The 24,627-nt window shown below is 62.4% G+C and carries 24 protein-coding genes and 2 pseudogenes; 16 read left to right on the top strand and 10 right to left on the bottom strand.

What is annotated here, in order from left to right:
• Positions 1 to 104: 104 nt before the first annotated feature.
• Entirely contained in the window at positions 105 to 389 is a 285-nt protein-coding gene (locus BLQ55_RS14005; protein ID WP_092203271.1) for a hypothetical protein, read from the bottom strand.
• A gap of 124 nt (positions 390 to 513) precedes the next feature.
• Between BLQ55_RS14005 and BLQ55_RS14000 the strand changes: the two genes are divergently transcribed.
• Complete coding sequence (locus tag BLQ55_RS14000; RefSeq protein ID WP_092203269.1) at positions 514 to 1,173, top strand: glutathione S-transferase family protein; 660 nt, start codon at positions 514 to 516, stop codon at positions 1,171 to 1,173.
• A gap of 130 nt (positions 1,174 to 1,303) precedes the next feature.
• Here BLQ55_RS14000 and argH read toward each other — a convergent pair whose 3' ends face one another.
• Complete coding sequence (gene argH / locus BLQ55_RS13995; RefSeq protein WP_092203267.1) at positions 1,304 to 2,698, bottom strand: argininosuccinate lyase; 1,395 nt, start codon at positions 2,696 to 2,698, stop codon at positions 1,304 to 1,306.
• Positions 2,699 to 2,933: 235 nt separating this feature from the next.
• On the opposite strand from argH, the pseudogene BLQ55_RS32835 reads away from it, so the two are divergent.
• The 8 genes and pseudogenes from BLQ55_RS32835 to rsd form a co-directional block, all read left to right on the top strand.
• A pseudogene (locus BLQ55_RS32835) lies at positions 2,934 to 3,164 on the top strand (sensor histidine kinase); the annotation flags it as partial.
• Entirely contained in the window at positions 3,161 to 3,907 is a 747-nt protein-coding gene (locus BLQ55_RS13990; protein WP_060740100.1) for a LytR/AlgR family response regulator transcription factor, read from the top strand. The pseudogene BLQ55_RS32835 and the gene BLQ55_RS13990, both read left to right, overlap by 4 nt.
• Positions 3,908 to 4,045: 138 nt before the next feature.
• Positions 4,046 to 4,987: a hydroxymethylbilane synthase gene (hemC, locus tag BLQ55_RS13985; RefSeq protein WP_092254477.1), complete on the top strand. Its 942-nt coding sequence runs from the start codon at positions 4,046 to 4,048 to the stop codon at positions 4,985 to 4,987.
• Positions 4,984 to 5,730, top strand: a pseudogene (locus tag BLQ55_RS32510) (uroporphyrinogen-III synthase); the annotation flags it as partial. The gene hemC and the pseudogene BLQ55_RS32510, both read left to right, overlap by 4 nt.
• A gap of 36 nt (positions 5,731 to 5,766) precedes the next feature.
• Positions 5,767 to 6,900 carry a uroporphyrinogen-III C-methyltransferase gene (locus tag BLQ55_RS32505; RefSeq protein WP_256326577.1) on the top strand — a complete coding sequence of 378 codons (1,134 nt, stop codon included), beginning with the start codon at positions 5,767 to 5,769 and terminating at the stop codon, positions 6,898 to 6,900.
• Positions 6,897 to 8,144: a heme biosynthesis protein HemY gene (locus BLQ55_RS13975; protein WP_092254474.1), complete on the top strand. Its 1,248-nt coding sequence runs from the start codon at positions 6,897 to 6,899 to the stop codon at positions 8,142 to 8,144. Before BLQ55_RS32505 ends, BLQ55_RS13975 begins: the two co-directional genes overlap by 4 nt.
• A 370-nt stretch (positions 8,145 to 8,514) precedes the next feature.
• On the top strand, positions 8,515 to 9,057 hold the full coding sequence (locus BLQ55_RS13970; protein ID WP_092203259.1) for a disulfide bond formation protein B: 543 nt from the start codon (positions 8,515 to 8,517) through the stop codon (positions 9,055 to 9,057).
• Positions 9,058 to 9,232: 175 nt separating this feature from the next.
• Entirely contained in the window at positions 9,233 to 9,691 is a 459-nt protein-coding gene (gene rsd, locus BLQ55_RS13965) for a sigma D regulator (RefSeq protein ID WP_092203257.1), read from the top strand.
• A 58-nt stretch (positions 9,692 to 9,749) separates the two neighbouring features.
• On the opposite strand, the gene BLQ55_RS13960 is transcribed toward rsd, so the two are convergent.
• On the bottom strand, positions 9,750 to 10,415 hold the full coding sequence (locus BLQ55_RS13960; protein WP_092254471.1) for an FKBP-type peptidyl-prolyl cis-trans isomerase: 666 nt from the start codon (positions 10,413 to 10,415) through the stop codon (positions 9,750 to 9,752).
• Between the two features lie 191 nt (positions 10,416 to 10,606).
• Here BLQ55_RS13960 and BLQ55_RS13950 point away from each other — a divergent pair, with 191 nt between their 5' ends.
• On the top strand, positions 10,607 to 11,842 hold the full coding sequence (locus tag BLQ55_RS13950; RefSeq protein WP_092254468.1) for an AlgP family protein: 1,236 nt from the start codon (positions 10,607 to 10,609) through the stop codon (positions 11,840 to 11,842).
• Here the strand turns inward: BLQ55_RS13950 and BLQ55_RS13945 are convergent.
• A complete protein-coding gene (locus BLQ55_RS13945) occupies positions 11,839 to 12,303 on the bottom strand; it encodes a TIGR02444 family protein (protein ID WP_092254466.1) in 465 nt (154 codons plus the stop codon). The genes BLQ55_RS13950 and BLQ55_RS13945 overlap by 4 nt on opposite strands.
• 50 nt (positions 12,304 to 12,353) lie before the next feature.
• Between BLQ55_RS13945 and BLQ55_RS13940 the strand changes: the two genes are divergently transcribed.
• The 3 genes from BLQ55_RS13940 to rhtB all read left to right on the top strand — a co-directional run bounded on the left by BLQ55_RS13940 (position 12,354) and on the right by rhtB (position 15,579).
• On the top strand, positions 12,354 to 14,264 hold the full coding sequence (locus BLQ55_RS13940; RefSeq protein WP_092254463.1) for an ATP-binding cassette domain-containing protein: 1,911 nt from the start codon (positions 12,354 to 12,356) through the stop codon (positions 14,262 to 14,264).
• Positions 14,264 to 14,845 carry a mechanosensitive ion channel family protein gene (locus tag BLQ55_RS13935; protein ID WP_060740109.1) on the top strand — a complete coding sequence of 194 codons (582 nt, stop codon included), beginning with the start codon at positions 14,264 to 14,266 and terminating at the stop codon, positions 14,843 to 14,845. Before BLQ55_RS13940 ends, BLQ55_RS13935 begins: the two co-directional genes overlap by 1 nt.
• A 101-nt stretch (positions 14,846 to 14,946) precedes the next feature.
• Positions 14,947 to 15,579 carry a homoserine/homoserine lactone efflux protein gene (rhtB, locus tag BLQ55_RS13930; protein ID WP_092148211.1) on the top strand — a complete coding sequence of 211 codons (633 nt, stop codon included), beginning with the start codon at positions 14,947 to 14,949 and terminating at the stop codon, positions 15,577 to 15,579.
• 129 nt (positions 15,580 to 15,708) lie between these two features.
• Here the strand turns inward: rhtB and BLQ55_RS13925 are convergent, their stop codons facing one another.
• The 4 genes from BLQ55_RS13925 to BLQ55_RS13910 all read right to left on the bottom strand — a co-directional run bounded on the left by BLQ55_RS13925 (position 15,709) and on the right by BLQ55_RS13910 (position 19,036).
• Positions 15,709 to 16,452, bottom strand: coding sequence for a penicillin-binding protein activator LpoB (locus BLQ55_RS13925; protein WP_092254460.1), 744 nt, complete (start codon positions 16,450 to 16,452; stop codon positions 15,709 to 15,711).
• A gap of 3 nt (positions 16,453 to 16,455) precedes the next feature.
• Positions 16,456 to 17,043, bottom strand: coding sequence for a penicillin-binding protein activator LpoB (gene lpoB, locus BLQ55_RS13920; RefSeq protein WP_092203244.1), 588 nt, complete (start codon positions 17,041 to 17,043; stop codon positions 16,456 to 16,458).
• Positions 17,044 to 17,251: 208 nt separating this feature from the next.
• Entirely contained in the window at positions 17,252 to 17,623 is a 372-nt protein-coding gene (locus BLQ55_RS13915; protein ID WP_092254457.1) for a YcfL family putative periplasmic lipoprotein, read from the bottom strand.
• 18 nt (positions 17,624 to 17,641) lie between these two features.
• Positions 17,642 to 19,036, bottom strand: coding sequence for a COG3014 family protein (locus BLQ55_RS13910; protein WP_092254548.1), 1,395 nt, complete (start codon positions 19,034 to 19,036; stop codon positions 17,642 to 17,644).
• A 314-nt stretch (positions 19,037 to 19,350) separates the two neighbouring features.
• On the opposite strand from BLQ55_RS13910, the gene BLQ55_RS13905 reads away from it, so the two are divergent.
• Both BLQ55_RS13905 and BLQ55_RS13900 read left to right on the top strand, forming a co-directional pair.
• Positions 19,351 to 21,249 carry a cytochrome c/FTR1 family iron permease gene (locus BLQ55_RS13905; RefSeq protein WP_092203240.1) on the top strand — a complete coding sequence of 633 codons (1,899 nt, stop codon included), beginning with the start codon at positions 19,351 to 19,353 and terminating at the stop codon, positions 21,247 to 21,249.
• A 108-nt stretch (positions 21,250 to 21,357) separates the two neighbouring features.
• Entirely contained in the window at positions 21,358 to 21,813 is a 456-nt protein-coding gene (locus BLQ55_RS13900) for a YaiI/YqxD family protein (RefSeq protein WP_092254454.1), read from the top strand.
• A 118-nt stretch (positions 21,814 to 21,931) separates the two neighbouring features.
• On the opposite strand, the gene elbB is transcribed toward BLQ55_RS13900, so the two are convergent.
• Positions 21,932 to 22,600 carry an isoprenoid biosynthesis glyoxalase ElbB gene (gene elbB, locus BLQ55_RS13895; RefSeq protein WP_092203236.1) on the bottom strand — a complete coding sequence of 223 codons (669 nt, stop codon included), beginning with the start codon at positions 22,598 to 22,600 and terminating at the stop codon, positions 21,932 to 21,934.
• Positions 22,601 to 22,723: 123 nt separating this feature from the next.
• Here elbB and BLQ55_RS13890 point away from each other — a divergent pair, with 123 nt between their 5' ends.
• Positions 22,724 to 23,959 (top strand): sterol desaturase family protein, encoded by a 1,236-nt coding sequence (locus BLQ55_RS13890; RefSeq protein WP_092254451.1) that lies wholly within the window; start codon positions 22,724 to 22,726, stop codon positions 23,957 to 23,959.
• Here the strand turns inward: BLQ55_RS13890 and BLQ55_RS13885 are convergent.
• The gene (locus BLQ55_RS13885; RefSeq protein ID WP_092254448.1) at positions 23,940 to 24,563 is read right to left on the bottom strand and encodes a DedA family protein; all 624 of its coding nucleotides are present in this window, start codon (positions 24,561 to 24,563) and stop codon (positions 23,940 to 23,942) included. The two genes, BLQ55_RS13890 and BLQ55_RS13885, sit on opposite strands and share 20 nt — an antisense overlap.
• Positions 24,564 to 24,627: the final 64 nt, after the last annotated feature.

Below are 24,627 nucleotides of genomic sequence, written 5' to 3'. Positions count from 1 at the left end.
CCTGATTTTTCGCTCTCGATTCAACTGGCGGTGGAAAGATCGCAGCCTCGCTGCACTCGACAGCTCCTACAAGCGTGACCCGGCTAACAACGGCGCCTGCCGGTTTATTTCTTTTCCGGCGGCAACTCGGGGAGGGCGCGCAGCGCCGCTTCGTACCATTGGGTGTCGAACGGGCGGTCTTCTTCGAGAATCGCGTCGATTTCATGGGCCAGTACATGGGCCATGAGGTTGAGGATTTCTTCGCGCTCGTAACCGACCAGGGTCAGCTTGTTGAACGTGGCCTTGGCCGCTGGCGGGTTGTCGCTTTCGATCTGGTTTTCGATGGCTTCGATCAGCGTGTTCTCGACGAACTCTTCTTCGTCACTGTCGATATCGGTTGGCTCGCTCATGGCAGGCTCCTGTAGGAAAGGCCGCCAGTTTACCTGCATTCAGCGGCGTGATGCGCCTGGCAAGAAACCCCTCGACGGTCTATAACGCAAGGCTGCCAACCCCGCACGGCCTGGAGGCTTTGTAATGCTCAAGCTTTATGGTTTCTCTGTCAGTAATTATTACAACATGGTCAAGCTGGCATTGTTGGAGAAGGGCGTGCCCTTCGAAGAAGTACCGTTCTTTGGCAACCAGACCCCGGAAGCCCTGGCCATCAGCCCGCGCGGCAAGGTGCCGGTGCTGAAGACCGAGCAGGGTTTTATCAACGAGACCAGCGTCATCCTCGAATACATCGAGCAAACCCAACCGGGTAAAGCCCTGCTGCCGACCGAACCGTTCGAGCGCGCCCAGGTGTTGGCCTTGTGCCGGGAAATCGAGCTGTACATCGAGCTGCCGGGGCGGGCCTGCTATAGCGAGGCGTTTTTCGGCATGACGGTGGCCGATGCCATCAAGGAAAAGTCCAAGTCCGAATTGTTGCTGGGGTTCGCCTCGCTCGGCCGGCACGGCAAATTCTCGCCCTATGTGGCGGGCGACAGCCTGAGCATTGCCGACCTGTATTTCTACTACAGCCTTTCGCTGGCCCTGCAAGTGGGCAGGAAGGTCTTCGATATCGATTGGCTGGCGGACATGCCGGCGGCCAAGGCGCTGATGGAGCGCTTGGAGCAGAACCCGAACGTGCGGCGGATCGCTGCGGACAAGGAGGCGGAGATGCCGACGTTTTTGGCGATGGTTGCCGCCAAGAAGTGAGCTTTTCGGTGATTTGAAGTCAGCTATCGCGAGCAGGCTCGCTCCCACATTTGAATCTCTGGATGTTCACAAGGGGTGTGTTCACCGGAGAACCATTGTGGGGGCGAGCTTGCTCGCGATGCTTCTGGCTTTAGCGGCTGGCGAGCAACGCCTGGCCGCGCACAACCGCTGCCTTGACCTGCGCCGGCGCGGTGCCGCCGATGTGGTCACGGGCATTGACCGAGCCTTCGAGGGTCAACACGGCAAACACGTCCTGCTCGATCTGGTCGCTGAACTGGCGCAGTTCGTCCAGGCTCATTTCCGCCAGGTCCTTGCCGGTGTCCACGCCGTACTTCACGGCATGGCCGACAATCTCATGGCAATCACGGAACGGCAGGCCACGGCGCACCAGGTAGTCGGCCAGGTCGGTGGCGGTGGAGAAACCGCGCAGGGCCGCTTCGCGCATCACCGCGTGCTTGGGCTTGATGGCCGGGATCATGTCGGCGAAGGCCCGCAGCGAGTCGCGCAAGGTGTCGGCGGCGTCGAACAGCGGTTCCTTGTCTTCCTGGTTATCCTTGTTGTAGGCCAGCGGCTGGCCTTTCATCAAGGTCAACAGGCCCATCAGTGCGCCGAACACCCGGCCGCTCTTGCCGCGCACCAGTTCCGGCACGTCGGGGTTTTTCTTTTGCGGCATGATCGAGCTGCCGGTGCAGAAACGGTCGGGCAAATCGATGAATTGGAACTGCGCGCTGGTCCACAGCACCAGCTCTTCGGAGAAGCGCGACAGGTGCATCATCGCGATGCTCGCGGCGGCGCAGAATTCGATGGCGAAATCGCGGTCCGAGACGTTATCCAGCGAGTTGCCGCCCACGGCGTCGAAGCCCAGCAGCTGCGCGGTGTACTCACGATCGATCGGGTACGTGGTGCCGGCCAGCGCGGCGCTGCCCAGGGGCATGCGGTTGGTGCGCTTGCGGCAGTCCACCAGGCGCTCGTAGTCGCGGCTGAGCATTTCGAACCAGGCCAGCATGTGATGCCCAAACGTTACAGGTTGAGCGGTTTGCAGGTGCGTGAAGCCCGGCATGATGCTCTCGGCCTCGCGCTCGGCCTGTTCCAGCAGGCCTTTTTGCAGGCGCGTGATTTCGCCCAGGATCAGGTCGATTTCATCCCGCAGCCACAGACGGATGTCGGTGGCGACCTGGTCGTTGCGGCTGCGGCCGGTATGCAGCTTCTTGCCGGTCACGCCAATGCGATCGGTCAGGCGTGCTTCGATGTTCATGTGCACGTCTTCAAGGTCGACGCGCCAGTCGAACCGGCCGGCCTCGATTTCAGTCTCGATGGTCTTCAGGCCATCGATGATGCTGTCGCGCTCGGCATCGGTCAGCACGCCGACCTTGGCCAGCATGGTGGCGTGGGCGATCGAGCCCATGATGTCGTGGCGATACAGGCGCTGGTCAAAGTTGACGGAGGCGGTGAAGCGGGCGACGAAGGCGTCGACGGGTTCACTGAAGCGGCCGCCCCAGGACTGATTGGTCTTGTCAGTGCTCATGAATTCGCTCGTGATCGGCTGTGGAAAAAGTAGCGGTTAAAGGCTGCGGCGGATGATAGCAGGGTTGCCGGGACTGGCGCTGGCACTGGTCGGCAGGTTTTTTCGATCGAGACCCGGGATCCAACCGGGTTTTCGCACAACGATATTTTTCGATTGAGCAATATCATCGTGGCAACCGTCTACAGTGGACGGTAGGACTTTTGCTTTTTCCATCCATGGCGTACCGGACACATAGAAGAAGGGGGAGCTCATATTGGTCAGATCGACAGTTAATAATCCCTACGGCAACGCCGTGCGACAACGGGCCTCGGGCATCGGTCGGCAAGCGCTGGTAAAGATAGGCACCCGCCTCGCGGCACTTTTTGGCCCTCGAACGAGTCTTAGCGTGGATCGCGGTGACGGATGTCACTTCCCCTGTCTACGCTATCCTTGTGCGAGACTCACGCAGGAATCCAGCGCAATATGAATGTCCTGATCGTTGATGACGAACCACTGGCCCGCGAGCGCCTGAGCCGAATGGTTGGCGAGCTCGAGGGTTACAGTGTCCTGGAGCCGAGCGCCACCAATGGCGACGAGGCATTGGCCCTTATTGACAGCCACAAGCCGGATATCGTGCTGCTCGACATTCGCATGCCTGGCCTGGACGGCCTGCAGGTGGCGGCGAAGTTGTGCGAACGAGAGTCGCCGCCCGCCGTGGTGTTCTGTACCACCCGGGACGACTTCCCACCCGAGGTGTTGCAGGCCGGTGCCGTGGGCTACCTGGTCAAGCCGGTGGCGTCCGAGGCGTTGCTCGAAGCCTTGCGCAAGGCTGAGCGACCCAACCGCGTGCAACTGGCGGCGCTGACCCGTCCAGCCGCCGAAAGCGGCAGTGGCCCACGCAGCCACATCAGTGCCCGCACCCGAAAAGGCATCGAGCTGATCCCCTTGAACCAGGTGGTCTACTTTATTGCCGACCATAAATACGTGACCTTGCGCCATGAGAGTGGCGAGGTGTTGCTCGACGAGCCCCTCAAGGCCCTTGAAGACGAGTTCGGCGAACGCTTCGTACGCATCCACCGCAACGCCCTCGTGGCCCGCGAGCGCATCGAGCGTCTGCAACGCACCCCCCTTGGGCATTTCCAGCTGTTCCTCAAAGGCCTCAATGGCGACGCGCTGATTGTCAGCCGGCGGCACGTGGCCGGCGTGCGCAAGATGATGCAGCAGCTTTAAGCCAGGCGGTCCAAGGCGTTCAACGTGTTTCATTTCCAGGATCTGGCGGCCAGGGAGGCCTTGGGGTCGTGATTCAAATCAAAGCGGTTTTGACTGAGCTGTTATTATCTGCCGTATCTTTTAAGTACGGATTGATTCATGTTCCCTCGCGAGATCCGCATCGCCACCCGTAAAAGTGCCTTGGCCCTCTGGCAGGCCGAATACGTCAAAGCCCGCCTGGAAGCGGCTCATCCCGGCCTGATCGTGACCCTGGTGCCCATGGTCAGTCGCGGTGACAAGCTGCTGGACTCGCCGCTGTCGAAAATCGGCGGCAAGGGCTTGTTCGTCAAAGAGCTGGAAACCGCGCTGCTGGACAACGAAGCCGACATCGCCGTGCATTCGATGAAAGACGTGCCCATGGACTTTCCCGAAGGCCTGGGCCTGTTTTGCATCTGCGAGCGGGAAGACCCGCGCGACGCGTTCGTCTCCAATACCTTCTCCAGCCTTGAGGCGCTGCCTGCCGGGAGTGTGGTCGGCACGTCCAGCCTGCGTCGCCAGGCCCAATTGCTGACGCGTCGTCCGGACCTGCAAATCCGTTTCCTGCGCGGCAACGTCAACACACGCCTGGCCAAGCTCGATGCCGGTGAGTACGACGCCATCATCCTCGCCGCCGCCGGCCTGATCCGCCTGGGCTTCGAAGACCGCATCACCTCGGCCATCAGCGTCGACGACAGCCTGCCGGCCGGTGGGCAAGGGGCGGTGGGTATCGAGTGCCGCAGCGCCGACAGCGACATCCACGCCCTGCTGGCGCCGCTGCACCATGCAGACACCGCCACGCGAGTATTCGCCGAGCGCGCGCTGAACAAACACCTCAATGGCGGCTGCCAGGTACCGATTGCCTGTTATGCCGTGCTGGAAGGCGAACAGGTCTGGTTGCGCGGCCTGGTGGGGGAGCCCAACGGGAGCCGTCTGCTCAGCGCCGAAGCCCGGGCACCGCGCCAGGATGCCGAGGCGTTGGGCGTGCGGGTGGCTGAAGACTTGTTGAGCCAGGGGGCCGCCGACATTCTCAAGGCGGTCTACGGCGAGGCCGGCCACGCGTGACGGGTTGGCGGCTGTTGCTCACCCGGCCGGCGGACGAGTCGTCGGCGCTGGCGGCTGTCCTGGCCGAAGCGGGGGTCTACAGCAGCAGCCTGCCGTTGCTGGATATCGAGCCGGTCCCGCTGTCCGACGCCGGGCGGGCGATATTCCAGGCACTGGACCAATACACTGCCGTGATCGTGGTCAGCAAGCCGGCCGCACGCCTGTGCGTCGAGCTGCTGCGCCAACACTGGCCCCAGCCTCCGGATCAACCCTGGTTCAGCGTGGGCGCGGCCACCGGACAGATCCTTGCCGATGCCGGCCTCACGGTGTTTTATCCCGATAACGGCGACGACAGCGAAGCCTTGCTGGAACATTTGGTCTTGCGCCAGGCTGTTTCGCGGCCCGACCCCAAGGTCTTGATCGTGCGGGGTGAAGGCGGGCGCGGCTTGCTGGCAGAGCGTTTGCGCGAGCAAGGTGCTAGTGTCGATTATCTGGAATTGTACCGCCGCCACTTGCCCAGTTACGGTGAAGGGGTGTTGCCGTCGATAGTCGAAGCGGAACGCTTGAACGCACTGGTGGTCAGCAGTGGGCAGGGTCTGGAGCATCTGCAGCGGCTGGCCGGCGATGCGTGGCCGGCCCTGGCGCGGTTACCGTTGTTTGTTCCAAGCCCAAGGGTTGCCGAGATGGCGCGTGCCGCCGGGGCCCGAACAGTTGTGGATTGCCGTGGCGCCAATGCCGCGGCTTTGCTGGCGGCGTTACGGGAACACTCCGTGCCGTTTTCTAATGCAAAGGATGGATACGTGAGCGAAACAGCCTTGCCAAAAGAAGATCTAGACCAGCCAGCGATCGATGCGCCGGTTGAACCCCCGCCCCCAGTCGCGCCGCGCCGCGGCAACGGGCTGGCCATTGTTGCCTTGCTGCTCGGCGCCGCCGGTGTCGCCGTGGGCGGTTGGGGCGTGTGGCAGGTACGTCACCTGCAAGCCAATAACCAGCAGCAGTCCGCCCAGGTCCAGGCGCTGAACGACCAGGCCCAGACCCTCAAGCTCAACGAGCAACGCCTGAGCGAGCGCCTGGCGCAATTGCCCCCGGCCGAAGAGCTGGAGGAGCGGCGCCGCCAGGTGGCCCAGCTGCAAGGCGATCAGCAGCACCTGAACCAGCGCCTGGAAACCGTGCTGGGTGCCAGCCGCAAGGATTGGCGCCTGGCGGAAGCCGAGCACCTGTTGCGCCTGGCCAGCCTGCGTCTTTCCGCCCTGCAAGACATCGACAGTGCCCAGGCGCTGGTCCAGGGCGCTGACGAAATCCTGCGCGAACAGAACGACCCCGGTTCGTTCGCCGCCCGCGAGCAACTGGCCAAGACCCTCGCTGCGCTACGCAGCACCGAACAACCGGATCGTACCGGGCTGTTCCTGCAACTGGGCGCTTTGCGTGACCAGGTGCTGCAACTGACCGAACTGGCACCCGAGTACAAGGATCGTGGAGAGTCGCTGCTGGGCCTGACTGCCGATGGCGATGGGGCCAGCCGGTGGGCACAGTGGTGGGACCAGATCTCGCGCTACATCCGCATCGACTTCAACGCCGACGAGAACGTTCGTCCGCTGCTGGCCGGACAAAGCCTCGTGCAAGTGCGCCTGGCCTTGAGCCTGGCGCTGGAGCAGGCGCAATGGGCCGCCCTCAATGGTCAGGCGCCGGTATACACCCAGGCGCTGACCGAGGCCCGGGACGTATTGAAGAACAACTTCAACCAGGACAATCCGCAAAGCAAAATCATGCTCGAGCGCGTGGGCGAGCTGTCCAGGCAGCCGGTGACGGTGGTCACCCCGGACCTCACGGGCACGCTGAGCAGCGTCCAGGCCTACCTTGAGCGTCGCAACCTCAATGCCCAGGAGTCGGTCAAGCCGCTGCCCGCGCCAGGCGCGCAGGAGGCCACGCCATGAAGCGTCTCTACGTGATTCTGTTCGCGGTCATCGCTGTCGCAGCCTTGCTGGGCGTAGCGATTGCCGAGCATTCGGGTTACGTGCTGGTGGCGTACAAGAACTTCCGTTATGAAGCAGGCCTGTGGGTTACCCTGGCCCTGGTGGCGGTGCTCTGGCTGGTGTGGCGAGGCCTGAGGGCGCTGATCGGGTTGGTGACCACGTCCAGCGGCGTGGTCAACCCGTGGTCGCGACGCAATCGCAGTCGTCGGGTGCAAGTGGCGATCGAACATGGCCAGTTGGACCTGGCCGAAGGTCGCTGGGCCAGTGCCCAGCGTCATCTGCATCGTGCCGCCGAAGCCGAGCGCCAGCCGCTGCTGTATTACCTGGGGGCCGCCCGCGCGGCCAACGAACAAGGGCTTTACGAGCAGAGCGACAGTTTGCTGGAGCGCGCCCTGGAGCGTCAGCCCCAGGCGGAACTGGCCATTGCCCTGACGCACGCGCAATTGCAAATGGATCGAGGTGACACGGATGGCGCGTTGAGCACACTGCAGGCCATGCATGAGCGTCACCCCCATAACGCCCAGGTCCTTCGCCAACTGCAGCGGCTGCATCAGCAGCGCGGCGATTGGTCGGCGGTGATCCGGCTGTTGCCCGAGCTGCGCAAGGATAAAGTCCTGCCGCCGGCCGAGCTGGCTGAACTGGAGCGGCGTGCCTGGGGCGAAAACCTGACCCTGGCGGCCCACCGCGAGGAGGACGGCAGCGTCGGTTTGCAGTCGCTCAATCGCGCCTGGCAGCAACTGACCTCCGCACAGCGCCAGGAGCCGGCGCTGGTGCTGGCCTATGCCGAGCAATTGCGCCAATTGGGCGCCCAGGTCGAAGCCGAAGAGGTGCTGCGCGGCGCGCTCAAGCGTCACTATGACAGCCATCTGGCGCGCCTGTACGGGCTGGTTCGCGGCAATGATCCGATCCGCCAGTTGCAAGCGGCCGAAGGCTGGCTCAAGGACCACCCGGCCGATCCGAGCCTGTTGCTGACCTTGGGGCGCCTATGCCTGCAGAACAGCTTGTGGGGCAAAGCGCGGGATTATCTGGAAAGCAGTTTGCGCGCCCAGCGCAATCCCGAAGCCTGCGCCGAACTGGCGCGCCTGCTGGCGCAACTGGGAGATGCCGAGCGCAGCAACCAGTTGTTCCAAGAGGGATTGGGACTGTTGGATGAGCGTCTGCTGGCCGCGCCGTTGCCGGTTCCGGCCCAGGTGTTGTCCACTTAAAAAGGGCATGACTCATTCCTGGGAATGTATGAATCCTTTGTGGCGACGGAGCTGCTCCCGCTCGCCTGTAGGAGCTGTCGAGCGGAGCGAGGCTGCGATCTTTCCCCCGGCGCTTGAGTCTCAAGCGAAAGATCAAAAGATCGCAGGCTTCGCCAGCTCCTACAGAGCCCAGCGGGAGCAAGCTCCCTCGCCCCGATTTTGGGGCTTTGGTCATACCTTCAGCAAAGTCCTACAGCTGACCACGCCGAATCCTCTTCGACCAGTCGGGAATTCCCTACACCCCTGGTGAAGTGTCTGCGCGGGGCTGCCTTGAAAGGCCAGAGGGCTTTCCTCTACCGTAACTGCTTGTCTCTTCTGTTACGGAATCGCCATGTCTTTGGCCAGCTCACGCTTCTCGTTTCTCATGGCTTCCATCGCCGCCGCCCTGGCTTTGGGCATCAGCACTTATCTGGAATATTCGGCCGGCCTGACGCCTTGCAGCCTGTGTGTCCTGCAGCGGTTGTGCCTGATGCTGTTCCTGGCCAACAGCCTCGTAGCGTGCGTACACGGTCCAGGCCAACGAGGCAGTCTCTTCTATGGCGCCGCAGGGTTGGTTTTTGCGACCGGGGGCATGACCCTGGCGTGGCGTCAGGTCCTGATGCAAAGCCACTCGTTCGAGCCGTTATCCGATTGTGCCGTGCAGCTCAACCCGACAAGATCGTGGTGGTGCGCGTTGCATCGTGTCCTCGACGGCGCCGTCGACTGCGCGAATATCACGTGGACGTTGTTCGACCTGAGCATCCCCGAGTGGAGCCTGTTGTTTTTTCTCGCGGTGTCCAGCGCCATGACCTACCTGCTGCTGCGCCTTGCCTGGAGTGCTCTGGTACGACCGCTCAGCGGCGAGACGTCGCAGTTGGTCCGGGCCCTGGATTAAACACTTGTATGAACTTTATCTCCTGCGTACCTTGAAGCCGTTGTCGTGCGGGCATAATCTGGCCCGCACGTGTCATTGGAATTGTGTCGCTCGATCATGTTGTGTCTGGCTTGTCCCTGGTCATCAGGCGTGCACAGGCTGCGAGGGGGCATGACTCACAAGGGAAGAAATCACCATGCTCGAAAGTTGTCAGAATGCTCAGGAACGCTGGGGTGGAGTGCATCTGCTGATCGATCGCTGGCTGCAGGAGCGTCACGAACTGGTTCGGGCCTACGATGATCTCGGCGCCAAGCCTGAAGCCCTGAGCGAAAGCCGCAGACCCTTGCAGGATTTCTGCGGCGTGCTGGTGGACTATGTGTCTGCCGGTCATTTCGAGATATACGAACAACTGACGGGCGAGGCCAAGGCCTTCAACGACAAGCGCGGCCTTGAACTGGCCGAGACGATCTACCCGCGTATCGATGTCATCACCGAGAAGCTGCTGGCATTCAACGACCTGTGCGATGAAGGCAAGTGCGTAGCGGAAAAATTCAAGGAGCTGGGCGGCTTGCTGCACGAGCGTTTCGAATTGGAAGACTGCCTGATCGAAGTGCTGCACAACGCTCACAAGGAAGATGCTGCGGTCCAGGCCTGAGGGTTCGCGGTCATGAAAAAACGGTGCGCATTGCGCACCGTTTTTCGTTGGGCCAGCGTCAGGTCGTCGCGCCCAGCAGCTCGATTTCAAACACCAATGGTGTGTAGGGCGGGATCACATCCCCGGCCCCTTCAGCGCCATAGGCCAGGGACGACGGAATCACCAGGCGCCATTTCGCGCCGACCGGCATTTGCGGCAATGCACTGCGCCAACCGTCGATCACACTGTCAAGATTGAACCACTGTGCCTGGCGGTTTGAATCGAATACGGTGCCGTCTGGCAATCGACCGGTATACATCACCTGGACCTTGCCGTGAGGGCCGGCCTTCGCGCCGTGGCCCGGCTTGATTTCGGTGAGCAGGATGCCGTCAGCCAGTTGCTGGACCCCGGGCCGGTTTTTTTCTTCGATGAGAAATTTCTGCTCGGTTTTCAACGCGGCTTCGGCCTGTGGCGTTGTCGATGGCGCGTTCAGTTGCGCTTGGTGCTCGGCCAGGATCTGTTCGATGCGTTCATCTTTCAGGGCCAGCGGTTTGCCCAGGTAGGCCTGTTGCAAACCGTCGACCAAGGCTTTGATCTGCAAGTCCGGCATGTCCTGGCGCAGGCGTTCGCCGAGGCTGGCGCCCAGGCTGTAAGCCAGATCGTGGGCATCGTTTGCGCTGGTTTTTTCAACGGCCTGGACCGTGGCGCAAGCCATGCACAGGAATAAAAACAGGTGACGCGACATGTGTGCTCTCCGGCCTCGAATCGAGGAATTATGCCAGTGTCGATATCTGTAGAGGTGGATTGCCAAGGCACTGGCGCAGAAGATTTTTCGTCCCTTGCAACGCAACGTCTTGTGTACTGTCAACATGCCCTAGCGGCGGTTGCAGCAGAGGTCTAGTATGAGCCGCACTCACGTCAGTCAGGAGGTAAACCATGTCGGCCACCAAGAAGCCTGTAAACACTCCGTTGCACTTGCTCCAACAACTCTCGGGCAGCTTGCTCGAACATCTGGAAAATGCCTGCTCCCAAGCCCTGGCTGATGCTGAAAAACTGCTCGCCAAACTGGAAAAACAACGCGGCAAGGCGCAGGAAAAACTGCACAAGTCGCGCACCAAACTGCAAGACGCAGCCACCGCTGGCAAGGCCAAGGCGCAAGCCAAGGCCAAAGATATCGTGAAAGAGCTCGAAGACCTGCTCGATGCCTTGAAGGATCGTCAGTCCGAAACCCGCGCCTACATTTTGCAACTCAAGCGTGATGCCCAGGAAAGCCTGAAACTGGCCCAGGGTGTCGGTCGTGTGCAAGAAGCTGCGGGCAAGGCGCTGTCGCTTCGTGCTGCCAAGCCTGCCGCTGTATCGGCCAAGAAGCCGGCGGCTAAACCCGCTGTGGCAAAAGCACCGGCCAAAGTCGCTGCCAAGCCCGCCGCCAAAGCACCGGCCAAGGCGGTCAGCAAACCGGCTGCCAAACCCGTCGCTGCCAGCGCTGCAAAACCTGCGGCGAAAAAACCAGCCGTCAAGGCTGCTGCCAAGCCAGCCGCAAAAACGGCGGCCGCTAAACCTGCCGCCGCCAAGCCCGCTGTAAAAGCGGCTGCTAAACCTGCCGCTAAACCTGCGACAAAAGTTGTAGCCAAGCCTGCCGCTAAAACCGCCGCCGCAAAACCTGCCGCGACGAAAACCGCTGCCGCTAAACCGGCTGCCAAGGCGGCGGTAAAATCCACGGCCAAACCGGCGGCCGCCAAACCAGCCGCCAAGCCTGCGGCAACCAAAACGGCTGCGGCCAAGCCTGTTGCGAAAGCGGCTGCCAAGCCCGTCGCTGCCAAAGCGCCTGCCAAAGCGGCGGCTAAACCCGCTGCCAAACCAGCCGCTGCCAAGCCTGCTGCCGCGAAGCCAACGGCTGCCAAGCCCGCCGCTACGGCCAAGCCAGCTGCCGCGAAGCCAACGGCTGCCAAGCCCGCCGCTACGGCCAAGCCAGCTGCTGCCAAGCCCGCCGCTAAACCGGCCGTGAAGAAGCCAGCCGCTGCAAAACCTGCGACTGCGCCAGCCGCCAAGCCAGCGACACCGGCTCCGGCTCCGAGCGCGACGCCTGCGCCTACCGCCAGCACTCCGGCCTCGGCGACCAGCCCAGCCGCCGTTGCGCCGACCACCAGCAGCACCCCAACCAGCGCTTCCTAAGTGCCGGACACCGCGACGCGCAGCTGATGCAGCGCGTCGCGGCTCGCTGGTTCGGCATTCGCCACCAGCCCTTGCACCCATAACGCTGAATCGTTCCGTTGTTCCTCAGGCCAATCCTCGGCCACTGCCTGCAATCGTTCCAGCAATCGTCGCTCGGCTTCCAATTCCAGTCGCTTGACCTGTTCGCGCAGGCTCTCGAGTGCCGTGTCTTGGCGGGCACCGGCTTTCCATTGGCTGCGAAGCGTGCGCAAGGGCCTTACCACCTCTGCCTCCCAGGGCTCGGTCAATTGTCGAAGCTGTCGCAGCCGTTGTTCATTGCAGGCCACACCGCGTCGTTCCAGCCACAGTCCGCAAAGCAGCAGGCAGACATTGACGCCGGCGCCCTGTAGCGTGAGGCACGCAGGCTCTACGCCAGGCTTGGCATAGAGGTCGAGGGAAAAACTCCACAGGTCAGGGGACATCGTGCTACTCGCGCCAGTTGCGAGCGAAGCTGGTAGACTCCGCCGCCATTATGATCCGACTTCAGAACCTGACTTTACAGCGTGGCCCGCAACGTCTGCTAGAAGACGCCGAGCTGACCCTGCACGCCGGCCACAAAGCCGGCCTCATCGGTGCCAACGGCGCCGGCAAATCGAGCCTGTTCGCCTTGCTGCGAGGCGAGCTGCACCCGGACTCGGGCGATTGCCTGCTGCCGGCCGACTGGCGCATCGCTCACATGCGCCAGGAGGTCGACACCCTCGAGCGCCTGGCGGTGGACTACGTGCTCGATGGCGACCTGCGCCTGCGCCAGGTGCAACGCGACCTGGCGGCGGCCGAATCGGCCCACGACGGTGCCGCACAGGCCCGCCTGCACGCGGAACTCGACAGTGCCGACGGCTATACCGCCGATGCCCGCGCGCGCAAATTGCTCGCTGGCCTGGGCTTTACCAATGAACAGATGGACCGCCAGGTCGGGGACTTCTCCGGTGGCTGGCGGATGCGCCTGAACCTGGCGCAGGCCCTGATGTGCCCTTCGGATCTGCTGCTGCTCGATGAACCGACCAACCACTTGGACCTCGACGCCATCATCTGGCTCGAAGACTGGCTCAAGGGTTACCCGGGCACGCTGCTGCTGATTTCCCACGACCGCGATTTCCTCGACGCGGTGGTGGATCACGTGGCCCATGTCGACCAGCGCAAGCTCACCTTGTACCGCGGCGGCTACAGCGCCTTCGAGCGCGCCCGTGCCGAACGCCTGGCCCAGCAACAGCAGGCCTACGAGAAGCAACAGGCGCAACGTGCGCACATGGAAAGCTACATCGCCCGCTTCAAGGCCCAGGCCACCAAGGCCCGCCAGGCCCAGAGCCGGATCAAGGCGCTGGAGCGGATGGAAGAGCTCTCGGCGGCCCACGTCGATTCACCGTTCGATTTTGTCTTCCGCGAATCGACCAAGATTTCCAGCCCGTTGATCGACCTGTCCGACGCGCGCCTGGGTTATGGCGACAAGACCGTGCTGGAGAAGGTCAAGCTGCAACTGACCCCGGGTGCGCGGATCGGTTTGCTGGGGCCCAACGGTGCCGGTAAGTCGACCCTGATCAAGAACCTCTCGGGCGAACTCCAGCCATTGGCTGGACGCTTGACCCGAGGTGAAAACACCGTCGTTGGCTATTTCGCCCAGCACCAGCTCGACTCCCTGGATTCCAAGGCCAGCCCGCTGCTGCACCTGCAACGCTTGGCGCCAACCGAGCGCGAGCAAACCCTGCGCGATTTCCTCGGTGGTTTCGATTTTCGCGGGGCACGCATCGACGAGCCGGTGTTGAATTTCTCTGGTGGCGAAAAGGCGCGCCTGGCGTTGGCGTTGATCGCCTGGGGCCGGCCGAACCTGTTGCTGCTCGACGAACCGACCAACCACCTGGACCTGGAAATGCGCCTGGCCCTGACCATGGCCTTGCAGGAATTCAGTGGCGCGGTGCTGGTGGTATCTCACGATCGGCATTTGCTCAAGAGCACCACGGATAATTTCTTCCTGGTCGCCGACGGCAAGGTCGAGGAGTTCGACGGAGACCTGGAAGATTATGCTCGTTGGCTGGTGGAATACCGCCAGCGCAACGCGCCGGTCAGCAGCACGCCGGTCAACCCGGACAAGACCGACAAAAAGGCCCAGCGCCAGGCCGCCGCCGCATTGCGCCAGCAACTGGCGCCGCACAAGCGCGAAGCCGACAAGCTCGAAGCCGAGCTGGGCAAGCTGCATGAAAAGCTGCAGAAAATCGAAACCAGCCTGGGCGACAGTGGTCTCTACGAGGCGGCGCGCAAGGATGAGTTGCGTGACCTGCTGGCCGAACAGGCCAGGCTGAAAGTTCGGGAAGCGGAGCTCGAGGAGGCGTGGATGCAAGCCCTGGAACTGCTGGAAAACCTGCAAGCGGAGTTGGAGGCATTGTCCTGATGGAAGCGTTGGCGTTGCCTGTCCCTGTCATGTGGATCGAGCCGATCTGGCTCGGTGTGCAAATCCTGCTGATCCTGGTGGCCGGTTATGTCTCGCAGCGCTTCGTCGCGCGTGCGCTCACCGGCCTGGGTGAGCGTTACCCGCTCCCACCCCAACTGGTGATTATCCTGCGGGGCGTGCTGCGCTGGCTGATCATGGGGACTGCGGTGCTGGTGGTGCTCGAACGCCTGGGCGTCTCGGCCACGGTGCTGTGGACGGCTCTGTCGGGTTTTGTCGCGGTGGCAGCGGTGGCGTTCTTCGCCATCTGGAGCGTGCTGTCCAACCTGTTCTGCGCCGTGTTGATCTACACCGTCGGACCGTTTCGCCTGGGCGATGTGGTCGAGCTGGTGGACACCACCGACAAGCCCGGCATCAAAGGCCGCGTAGTGGCTATCAATCTGCTGTACACCACGCTGATCGAACCCGAGGAACTCGGCACCGGCAGCGCCATGGTGCAAGTGCCCAACAGCCTGTTCTTCCAGCGCTCGGTACGGCGTTGGCGTGGCAGCGAAGCGTTTCCGGTGGGTGGGTTCGTCGAATAACCCGGCCTCGCCGATTGGCTTTTTTTGCAAAAAAGCGATGGTCAATCCTGCGGCGGCGCATTAGCTTAGTCGTTTTCGACGAATCCGAGCCGAGGTGTGCAATGGTGCTGGAAACATGGCTGGCGTTTTTCGCCGCCTGTTGGGTGATCAGTCTTTCCCCGGGCGCCGGCGCCATTGCATCGATGTCCAGTGGCTTGCGCTACGGGTTTTGGCGCGGCTACTGGAATGCCCTGGGCCTGCAATTGGGCCTGGCGCTGCAAATCGTGATCGTCGCCGCCGGTGTTGGCGCGATCCTCACGGCGTCGGCCACGGCGTTCTATGCGATCAAGTGGTTCGGCGTGGCCTATCTGGTCTACCTGGGTATCAAACAGTGGCGAGCCATCCCTGGCGATATCAGCGATGATTCCGTCGTGCGGCCTATCGGCAACCCTTTGGCTCTGGTGTTCCGCGGTTTCCTGGTCAACATCAGCAACCCCAAGGCGCTGGTGTTCATGCTGGCTGTGCTGCCGCAGTTCATCAATCCCCATGCACCGTTGATCCAGCAATACCTGATCCTGGGCGTCACAATGATCGTCGTCGATCTCATCGTCATGGCCGGGTACACCGGGCTGGCATCGAAAGTCCTGCGCCTGTTGCGCACACCGAAGCAGCAACGGCGGATGAACCGTACGTTTGCTGGCCTGTTCATCGGCGCGGCGGGCTTGCTCGCGACGATTCGCAAGGCTGCGGTGTAAAGCAAAACCTGTGGCGAGGTTACTTTGTGGGAGCAAGGCGACTCGATTTCTGGAAGATCTCATCGCCTGCATCGCGGGCAAGCCTTGCTCCCACAAGACCTCTGCGCCACAGAGCATTCGCTCAGCTATTCAGCGCAGGATCACCGGCGCGGTATCCCGGGACAGATTATTGCGCTGCATCGGCTCGCCGGGCTGTTGGTAGCTCGGGCCACCGAGCTGTTCGCTCAGCTGCCGCGCCACGTCTTCCCCCAGGGCCTTGGACACTTCGCGCACCACCCGTGGACGGTTGAGGCTGATGCGCACGTCCCGGTGGTTCAGCAACTTGGTGTCCTGGCCTTCGCCCATGGCCGTAAAGGCCGAGGTGATTTCGTAGGTCTTGGTGTTGATCAGGCTGAAGTCCGCCACCAGGGTCAGCGCCAGCACGGCCGAGTAGCTGTCGGTGTTGGCCAGTTCGTTGATGTCGCGGGTAAAGTCGATGTCCGACACCGTGCCGAACAGCACGTAGTCGGCACCCTTGAAGTTCCCGGCCTTGATGCGCTTGATAACGTCATAGACATCGCCATTGGACGCCGCCGTGTGGGGCGTGCCCTGGGTCAGCTGGAACGTCCCGCTGCGCAGGATCTCGCCCTTGATGTCACCGGTGAACTTGCGCAGTTCGCCCTGCTCGATGTAGCTGCTGGTGGCTTCCATCTCGTCGTAGCTCGAGGAAGCGCTGGCACTGTAGGGGTTCGCCTGGAAGTTGCTCTGCGCTGAAACGGTGTGGATGTATTCCTCCACCCGCTCCTGGTACGCCAGGTCGGTCACCGCGACTTTTGGGGCCGCCTGCGCGCTGAGTGCACAGGCCAGGGCCATGATGCCTATCCATGTGCGCATGGCTTAGCGCTCCGTGGTCTTGCGGATTTCTTTTTCGTCCATCCACTCGGCCAGACCGCTCTCGACGTCGATCAATTGCAGGCTGAATTTGTAGAAGACGTCCTTATAGTCGCTGCTGCGCTTGACGATCGAGCTGATGGAGCCTTCGAGGCGGTACTTGGCAGCGATCATGTTGCCGGTCTTGGCCACGGTGCTTTTCTTGTACAGGCCGCTCTGGTTCTGCAGCTTGAGCTGGTCGACCTGGCTGTCCATGGCGGTGTTGTCGCTGGCGAAACGGGCGGCGCCGGTCTTCATCAACTGGGTCTTGATGCTGGTGGTGATTTCGCGGGTGTCGATGTATTCGCTGGTCTTGTTCTTCACGTCATAGACCTGGACCACCGGGCGACCCTGCAGGATGCCGGACTGGGCCAGGGAACGGGTCATGGACTCGGCGATCATTTGCAGGTCGGTGGAGCCGAACTCGTTGGTCACGGTTTCCACGGCCTTGGTATCGCCGTAGCTGATGTGCTTGTTGCCCAGGACCGGCGAGTTGTTGGCACAGCCGCTCACCAGCAGGGCGGCGAGGGCGAGGGATGAAATGCGTACGAACATGTGGGGACTCTCAAATTTCTGCATAGTGGATTTTTGTGGCGAGGGGATTTAATCCCCGCTGGCGACGCACTGTAGGAGCTGCCGAAGACTGCGATCTTTTGATCTTTCGCTTGGGACTCAATTGTCTGGGGGAAGATCGCAGCCTCGTTTCACTCGACAGCTCCTACACAGCTCCAACATCAGCTCTTGTGGTCCAGCGGTGCCAGGCTCAAGGGGTATTGATTTCCAAACGGAAATCCACGGCCTTGGGTGTCGGGGCGATGGCCGGAAGGAAGCTGGTCTGTTCGCCGTACAGCGTCAGGCTTTTCCAGGTTTCTTCCTCGGCGATCGGAAAACCTTCCGGCCCCAACCAGGCAAAGCGGTAGTACATCGTCTTGTTGTTGTAGCTGGTGTTGCTCAACTGGACATTGACGGTCATGTAGCCGTTTTCCCGGGCTACGCGCATGGCGCCCACCACGATGTTCTTGGTCTTGCCCATCGCCACGACCTTGCTGGCGGCGCTGCCCGGCTCCGGTGGCGGCGGGGTGGCGCAACCGGCCAGCAAGGCCAGGGTGCCGACGGCGATCAGTTTTAAACGCATGTGAACAAGACTCCGTTCTTAAGGTTGCTTGAGGGCAATGGCGGTCGGGTTGGCGCTGGGCATCACCTGGGCCGCGAGGCCGCCGGCGAACACTTGGTTACCCACCGCGCGAAGGCTGATGACCTGGTAGCGCTGGTCGACAATGACCTTGACCACCGAGCCGCCCACCGCGCTTGGCAAGGTGACCTGGTGCTCGCCTTTCTTCAGGCGCAGGCGCACCACCTGGGTGTAGTCGGGCAGGGTGCGCCAGGTCCGGGTGTCGGCCCCTTCGAATACCGCCGAGGTGAGGCCGACGGCCAGGCCCGCCAGGGGATTGGTCTCGTTGATCTGCTTTTGCGCCACGCCACGGGTGACGGCGCGCACGGTGGTGCGCAAGATGATGCCCGGCATGTCGTCGCGCAGGGCCCGACGGGACATGGCGGTGGTGCTGTTGAGTTGGGTCAGGTCCAGTTGGCGGCCGTCGACACCGATCTGGCCGAAGGTGGCCGTGGAAGTGTCAGGCTTGATCAGTGGGAACGACAACGGCGTAATGACCAGGTTGCCGCTGATGGGCAAGGGCAAGGGAATGCGGATCGAGTCCCGCGACGGTGCCAGGCCACTCTGCACCACGATCAGGATGTCGCTGTCGTCGCTCTTGGTGGCGGGCTTGTCGAGGTCACGCAGGGCCTGCTCCAGCAACGGTGTGTTGGGGCGCAGTTCGGCGGCCTTGCGATAACCCGGTGCGGCCAGGTCCTTTTCACCCAGGGCTTCGTAGACGAAACCGGCCAGGTAATGGCTGAACGCGCTCTGGTAACTGTTCTTGAGGCTGACCACTTCCGGGGCGTCGAGGCTGGCCACCGGGTAACCCTGGAGGTCCTTGTATTCGGTCTTGACCCCTTGTTTCTCGGCTTCTTCCTCGCGCTTGAGGTATTCCTTGTCCCGCAGGTCGGCGATCACCGCTTCGCGTTCATGGGTCTTCTTGATCTGGGTCCGCGCGCCGTCGAAGTCGTTCACCGCCAGCAGGTTCAGGGCCATCTGCGTGGTCAGCATGACCTTTTCGTAGTCGTAGCCTTCGTAGCGGCGGACTTTATCGTTGACCAGGAAACTGCCGAACTGGGCCAGGTACCTGGCCGTGTCGAGCTTGACCGCATCTTCCCACTGGGCGACTTGTCGGTCGGCGTTGTTCCAGGCGGTCTGGCTGCCGGACAAATCGCCCTTGGCACGCAGCAGCTCACCTTTCTCGAAGTAGTACAGCAGGTCCTTGTCTTGGCCGGAGTTGTTCTTTTCCAGCAGGGTCAACGCGCCGTCGACATTGCCGGACGCCAACTGCTGGTTGGTCTGGGCCAATTCGCTGTCATAGTTGCGAAAGGCCGAGCAGCCGGACAACAAGGTGATCGCGCCGAGGACGACCGAAAGAGCGGCACGGGATGCCATGAACATTTTCTTCCCTGATAGCAGCCGGGTGTGCGGGTCGGGCTGGAGCGATCCCACGGACAAACGTCGGGACGCTGTCGGTTCCTCATAAAAAGAGGAGCTTTTATGCCATCTGACAATAAGAAGGCGGCGGGATTATAAACATGGCGCTTGGCTATGTAATGGCTTTTCAATTCCTAAATGCCTTTTTTGTGACATCACCCCCAAAGCATTAAAATCCGATGAAAATCGGCTTCCAAGGCACATCCGCCCTTGAGCCGAAGCCATTGGAAGTGAACAATGTGTTACTTCTTATTACCAACTGAGAGTCATTCATGACTGCGCCGTTCCGTTTCCTGGCCTGGCTTGTACTGCCATTGCTAGCTTTGTGCAGCACTGCGCTGCAAGCCGACACCCTCGAGAGTGCCCCCCAGGCGCTGCATTTGCTGGATTACATCGGAGCGGATTACCCGGCGACAGTCGAGGCGGGCAAGGTCATCGACGAGACGGAGTACCGCGAGCAGTTGGAATTGACCCGTGCGCTGGAAGGGTTGGTCGCCGGGTTGCCGGCCAAGCCGGAAAAGACTGAGCTGGTCCAAGACATCGGCACCCTCCGCACAGCGATCACCCAGCGCCAGGACGGCGGCGATGTCGCCCGCCTGGCGCGGCAACTGGGGGCCAGGCTGGCGGTAGCGTATGAAGTCAGCCAGGCACCGGTCATCACGCCCGACCCCACCCGCGGCGCGCCACTGTATGCGCAGAATTGCTCGGTGTGCCACGGCGCCAACGGTGCCGGCGACGGTCCTGCCGGTGTTGGCCTGGAGCCGCCGCCCGCCAACTTGCGCGACGCCCAGCGCCTGGATCGCCTGAGTCTCTACGCGATCTACAACACCCTCGGCATGGGCATCGAAGGCACCGACATGCCGGCCTTCGCCGATCAGCTCGACGACCGTCAGCGCTGGGACCTGGCAACCTACATCGCCAGCTTCAGCGCCGACCCGGCCGCGGCCAAAAGCGAACAAGTCTTCAATCTCGCTGACCTGGCGCGCCAGACCCCGGCCGAAGTGCTCACCGCGCAAGGCCCCGCAGCGGCGGCGACATTCCGTGCCCAGCGCGCCCAGCCGCCGCAGGTGCAACGTGGCCCGGCGCAGTTGCTCGACTACACGGCCGCCACCCTGGATAAAAGCATCGCGGCGTATCGCGCCGGTGACCACGACCAGGCCTATGACCTGTCGGTAGCGGCTTACCTGGAAGGTTTCGAGCTGGTGGAAAGCTCGCTGGACAACGTCGATGCCAACGTGCGCAAGGACACCGAAAAGGCCCTGATGGCCTACCGTCAGTCGTTGCAGGACGGTTTGCCGGTGGAGCAGGCGGTACAGCGCCTGGACGTGGCCAAGGCCAAGCTGAAGGAGTCCGCCGGCCTGCTGGGTGGCGATGGCTTGAGCTGGTCGCTGAGCTACATCTCCGGGTTGCTGATCCTGCTGCGTGAAGGGTTGGAAGCGATCCTGGTGCTGGCGGCGATCCTGGCGTTCCTGCGCAACACCGGCCAGCAATCGGCGGTGCGCAGCGTCAACGTCGGTTGGGGCCTGGCGCTGCTGGCCGGCCTGGCGACCTGGGGGCTGGCGGCGTATGTGATCGACGTCAGCGGCGCCCAGCGCGAGCTGCTCGAAGGCGCGACGGCGTTGTTCGCCAGTGTGATGGTGCTGTGGCTGGGTGTCTGGATGCACGACCGTCGTCACGCGGCGGCCTGGCAGGATTACATCAAGAGCAGCCTGGTGGGCGGCGGTGGTCGGTTTGGTTTTGCGATCCTGGCGTTCTTCTCGGTCTACCGCGAACTGTTCGAAGTGATCCTGTTCTACGAAACCCTGTGGCTGCAAGCCGGTCCTGCCGGGCATAACGCAGTGCTGGCCGGCGGCGCGACGGCGCTGGTGCTGCTGGTGGGGCTGGCCTGGGTGATCCTGCGCGGCTCGGCGAAACTGCCGCTGGCGCTGTTCTTCAGCATCAACGCCGCGTTGCTGTGCGCACTGTCGGTGGTGTTTGCCGGTCATGGCGTGAAGGCGTTGCAGGAAGCCGGGATTTTCGGTACCCATCCGGTGGCGTTCTTCGACTTCGACTGGCTGGGCATTCATGCCGATGCCTATTCGCTGGCCGCTCAAGTGGTGGCGATCCTGGCGATCGTGGTGCTGTATGGGCGCAGTTGGGTGGCGGAGAAGCGTCGGGTCCAGGTTTCCTGACAGCATTCGCTGCGCTCGTAATCGCGAGCAAGCTCGCTCCCACAGGATGTAGGCTGTCCTTGTGGGACGAGCTTGCTCGCGATGCATTTAAAAAGAGGAACAACCCCAATGCGCGTATGGATCGACGCCGATGCCTGCCCCAAGGCGGCGAAGGAACTGGTGGTCAAGTTCGCCCTGAAGCGCCGGTTCGAGGTGGTGCTGGTGGCCGGTCAACCGCAGATCAAGCCGGCCCTGGCCTGTGTGAAATTGATCGTGGTGCCCAGCGGCCCCGACGCGGCGGACGACTACCTGGTGGAACACGCCGTGCCGGGTGAGTTGGTGATCTGCAGTGACGTGCCCCTGGCCGACCGGTTGGTGAAGAAGGGTGTCGCGGCCCTGGACCCGCGAGGCAAGGAATTCGATGCGCAAAACATGGGCGAGCGGCTGGCGGTGCGAAACCTGTTCACCGATCTGCGCGAACAGGGCCACATGGGCGGCGGCCCGGCGGCGTACAGCGAGCGGGACAAGCAGGGGTTTGCCAATGCTTTGGACCGGATACTGACGCGTTTGGCCCGATTGCCTTGAATCATGCCACCCCCTGTGGGAGCGAGCTTGCTCGCGATGCGGTGTATCAACCAATGCAAATGTGGCTGAGCCGACGCTATCGCGAGCAAGCTCGCTCCCACAGGGGCTCGGCGTGTTGCTAGGCGTCGTTCTCGTGCGTCAGCTCCAACACCCGGTCCACCAGCTTGTTGATGCCTGAGGCCGCTTCGCTGATGTTCTGCGCCAGCATGTAGGCCGGGGTGCTGACCAATTTGCGCGCGCGGTCTTCGACGATGTCGGTGACCGCGCAGTCTTCGTGAGTACCACCCATTTTGCCCACGGCTGCCGCCGTGTCCGGGTCGTTGCCGATGGTGCACGTCACCCCCGGGCCATAGATTTTGGCCGCCAGGGCCGGGGAGATGCAGATCAGCCCGACCGGTTTACCCGCCTCGGCAAAGGCCTCGGTCAAGGCCAGGACCTCTGGCTGGACGGCGCAGCCGGCGCCTTCGACGGCAAAGTTGGAGAGGTTTTTCGCCGAGCCAAAACCACCGGGTACGATCAAGGCGTCGAAATCCTCGGCCCTGGCTTCACGCAAATCCTTGACGTTGCCCCGGGCGATCCGCGCCGACTCCACCAACACGTTGCGGCTCTCGGGCATTTCCTCGCCGGTCAGGTGATTGATCACATGCAGTTGGGCAATGTTGGGGGCGAAGCACTGGACTTGCGCCCCGCGCTGGTCGAGACGCAGCAAGGTGATCACGCTTTCGTGGATCTCGGCGCCGTCATAGACGCCACAGCCGGAAAGGATCACTGCAATTTTTTTGCTCATGGGCTTTTCTCCAGATTCATGGCGTTAAATGTCTACTAATTTGTCACTCGTTGCCATAGGGGGATCGGGCAGCTACACCTAATCTGCCGACTATCTCCCTGCCTCGCATGCCCGGGTTGCGTCATGAACTTCATCCTGTATGCCGTGCCGTTCTTCTTCGTGCTGATCGCCGTCGAGTTGCTGGCCGATCGCTGGCGGGGTGTGAGCCACTACCGCGTGGCGGACGCGATCAGCAGCTTGAGCACCGGCGTGCTGTCGACCACCACGGGCCTGTTGACCAAGGGCGTGGGGCTGCTGACCTACGCCTTTGCGCTGAAACACCTGGCCGTCATCGAACTGCCTGCCGACCGGGCCTGGACCTGGGTGTTCGCCTTCGTGCTCTACGACCTCTGTTACTACTGGCTGCACCGCATGGGCCATGAGCGCAACATCCTCTGGGCCGCCCATTCGGTTCACCACCAAAGCGAGGACTACAACCTGTCCACCGCGTTGCGCCAGACCAGCACCGGGTTCCTGTTGAGCTGGATCTTCTACGTCCCGCTCGCCGTACTGGGCGTGCCGCTGGTGGTCTTCGTCAGCGTCGCGGCGTTGAATCTGCTGTACCAGTTCTGGGTCCACACCCAGCACATTCCCAAGCTCGGCTGGCTGGAGTGGTGCTTCGTGACGCCGTCCAATCATCGTGCCCACCATGCACAGAACCCTCTCTACATGGATCGCAACTACGGCGGGGTGTTCATTATTTGGGACCGTCTATTTGGCACCTTCCAGGAAGAAGATGATAACGAGCCGGTGATTTTTGGCGTGACCACGCCGCTGGCGAGTTGGAATCCGTTGTGGGCCAACCTGCAGTTCTATGCACAGCTGTGGGCCGATGCGCGGCGGGCCGGGCGCTGGTGGGACAAGCTGCGGATCTGGTTCATGCCCACCGGTTGGCGTCCGGCGGACGTCGCGGCCCAGTACCCGCTGAACAAGCCCGACCTGAGCCAGTTCCGCAAATTCACCGTGCCGCTGGACCCGCGCCAGCAGTGGTACGTGGGGCTGCAGTTCTGCGTCTACATTGCCTTGGGCAGCTATTTGATGAACCTTGAAAGCAGCCTGCCGGTCGCCGCCCTGGTGCTGGGGTGGGGCGCGGTGGCCTTCGGTCTGTTCGTGTTGGGCGCGGCCCTGGAGAATCGCCCGTGGGCGCTGAAACTGGAGCTGTTGCGGCTGGCCTCGAACCTGCCGCTGGTGTGGTTGGCGCCCTTGGCCGGGTTGTGGCCGGCCAGCGCTGTGGCCTGGGTCGGGCTGCTCAGCTACAGCCTGCTCAGTGGCATCGGGCTGTATTGCTGCCGCAGCCGGTTCACTCGGTTGGCGTCGTAGGTGCGTCGGACCTGGCTTGTTCCAGGCGTTCGGCTTCGAGGGCTTTCCTGGCCAGCCGCGCATTCTTGATGCGTCTGCGCAACCACAGGACCAGGCCCAGCACCAGCAGCGCGCCAAGTACCCACAGCTCGTATTTCTTGATGCTGCCCAACATGCCTTCCAGCACGGCGCCGAAGTGGTACGCGGCAGCGGCCAGGGCCGTGGCCCAGACCGCCGCACCGATGCCGTTGAGCAACAGGTAGCGGCCCGGCGGGTAGCCTGACAGGCCGATCGCCACCGGCATCACCGTGCGCAGGCCATAGACGAAGCGGAAGCTCAGCACCCAGATGTCCGGATGCCGGCGGATGTGTTCCAGCGCGCGATCGCCCATCAACTGCCAACGCGGCTTGCGCGCCAGGAGCTTGCGGCCGTGCTTGCGTCCCAGGAAATACCACAGCTGGTCGCCCGCGTAGCTGCCGCAGAAGGCCACGACCACTACCAGGTTGATGTCCATATAGCCACGGAACGCCAGGAAACCTGCGAGCACGAGGATGGTTTCGCCTTCGAAGAACGTGCCGATAAACAAGGCCAAGTAGCCGAAGTCATGCAGAAATTGTTGGAGCATTGTCTGGGTGCTGGCGAAATGAACGCGCAGCCTAACCCTTCAGGCACATTCAGGAAAGTATCGA

Source organism: Pseudomonas sp. NFACC13-1, assembly GCF_900104425.1.
Lineage (GTDB): Bacteria > Pseudomonadota > Gammaproteobacteria > Pseudomonadales > Pseudomonadaceae > Aquipseudomonas > Aquipseudomonas fluorescens_AA.
The sequence above is the reverse complement of the archived record's forward strand: the minus strand, read 5'-3'. Positions and strand labels throughout refer to the sequence as shown.

Excerpts from the sequence above, each read along its gene's own strand:
- BLQ55_RS14005 (WP_092203271.1), bottom strand. The coding sequence starts at position 389 with ATGAGCGAGCCAACCGATATCGACAGTGACGAAGAAGAGTTCGTCGAG.
- BLQ55_RS14000 (WP_092203269.1), top strand. The coding sequence starts at position 514 with ATGCTCAAGCTTTATGGTTTCTCTGTCAGTAATTATTACAACATGGTC.
- argH (WP_092203267.1), bottom strand. The coding sequence starts at position 2,698 with ATGAGCACTGACAAGACCAATCAGTCCTGGGGCGGCCGCTTCAGTGAA.
- BLQ55_RS13990 (WP_060740100.1), top strand. The coding sequence starts at position 3,161 with ATGAATGTCCTGATCGTTGATGACGAACCACTGGCCCGCGAGCGCCTG.
- hemC (WP_092254477.1), top strand. The coding sequence starts at position 4,046 with ATGTTCCCTCGCGAGATCCGCATCGCCACCCGTAAAAGTGCCTTGGCC.
- BLQ55_RS13975 (WP_092254474.1), top strand. The coding sequence starts at position 6,897 with ATGAAGCGTCTCTACGTGATTCTGTTCGCGGTCATCGCTGTCGCAGCC.
- BLQ55_RS13970 (WP_092203259.1), top strand. The coding sequence starts at position 8,515 with ATGTCTTTGGCCAGCTCACGCTTCTCGTTTCTCATGGCTTCCATCGCC.
- rsd (WP_092203257.1), top strand. The coding sequence starts at position 9,233 with ATGCTCGAAAGTTGTCAGAATGCTCAGGAACGCTGGGGTGGAGTGCAT.
- BLQ55_RS13960 (WP_092254471.1), bottom strand. The coding sequence starts at position 10,415 with ATGTCGCGTCACCTGTTTTTATTCCTGTGCATGGCTTGCGCCACGGTC.
- BLQ55_RS13950 (WP_092254468.1), top strand. The coding sequence starts at position 10,607 with ATGTCGGCCACCAAGAAGCCTGTAAACACTCCGTTGCACTTGCTCCAA.
- BLQ55_RS13945 (WP_092254466.1), bottom strand. The coding sequence starts at position 12,303 with ATGTCCCCTGACCTGTGGAGTTTTTCCCTCGACCTCTATGCCAAGCCT.
- BLQ55_RS13940 (WP_092254463.1), top strand. The coding sequence starts at position 12,354 with ATGATCCGACTTCAGAACCTGACTTTACAGCGTGGCCCGCAACGTCTG.
- BLQ55_RS13935 (WP_060740109.1), top strand. The coding sequence starts at position 14,264 with ATGGAAGCGTTGGCGTTGCCTGTCCCTGTCATGTGGATCGAGCCGATC.
- rhtB (WP_092148211.1), top strand. The coding sequence starts at position 14,947 with ATGGTGCTGGAAACATGGCTGGCGTTTTTCGCCGCCTGTTGGGTGATC.
- BLQ55_RS13925 (WP_092254460.1), bottom strand. The coding sequence starts at position 16,452 with ATGCGCACATGGATAGGCATCATGGCCCTGGCCTGTGCACTCAGCGCG.
- lpoB (WP_092203244.1), bottom strand. The coding sequence starts at position 17,043 with ATGTTCGTACGCATTTCATCCCTCGCCCTCGCCGCCCTGCTGGTGAGC.
- BLQ55_RS13915 (WP_092254457.1), bottom strand. The coding sequence starts at position 17,623 with ATGCGTTTAAAACTGATCGCCGTCGGCACCCTGGCCTTGCTGGCCGGT.
- BLQ55_RS13910 (WP_092254548.1), bottom strand. The coding sequence starts at position 19,036 with ATGGCATCCCGTGCCGCTCTTTCGGTCGTCCTCGGCGCGATCACCTTG.
- BLQ55_RS13905 (WP_092203240.1), top strand. The coding sequence starts at position 19,351 with ATGACTGCGCCGTTCCGTTTCCTGGCCTGGCTTGTACTGCCATTGCTA.
- BLQ55_RS13900 (WP_092254454.1), top strand. The coding sequence starts at position 21,358 with ATGCGCGTATGGATCGACGCCGATGCCTGCCCCAAGGCGGCGAAGGAA.
- elbB (WP_092203236.1), bottom strand. The coding sequence starts at position 22,600 with ATGAGCAAAAAAATTGCAGTGATCCTTTCCGGCTGTGGCGTCTATGAC.
- BLQ55_RS13890 (WP_092254451.1), top strand. The coding sequence starts at position 22,724 with ATGAACTTCATCCTGTATGCCGTGCCGTTCTTCTTCGTGCTGATCGCC.
- BLQ55_RS13885 (WP_092254448.1), bottom strand. The coding sequence starts at position 24,563 with ATGCTCCAACAATTTCTGCATGACTTCGGCTACTTGGCCTTGTTTATC.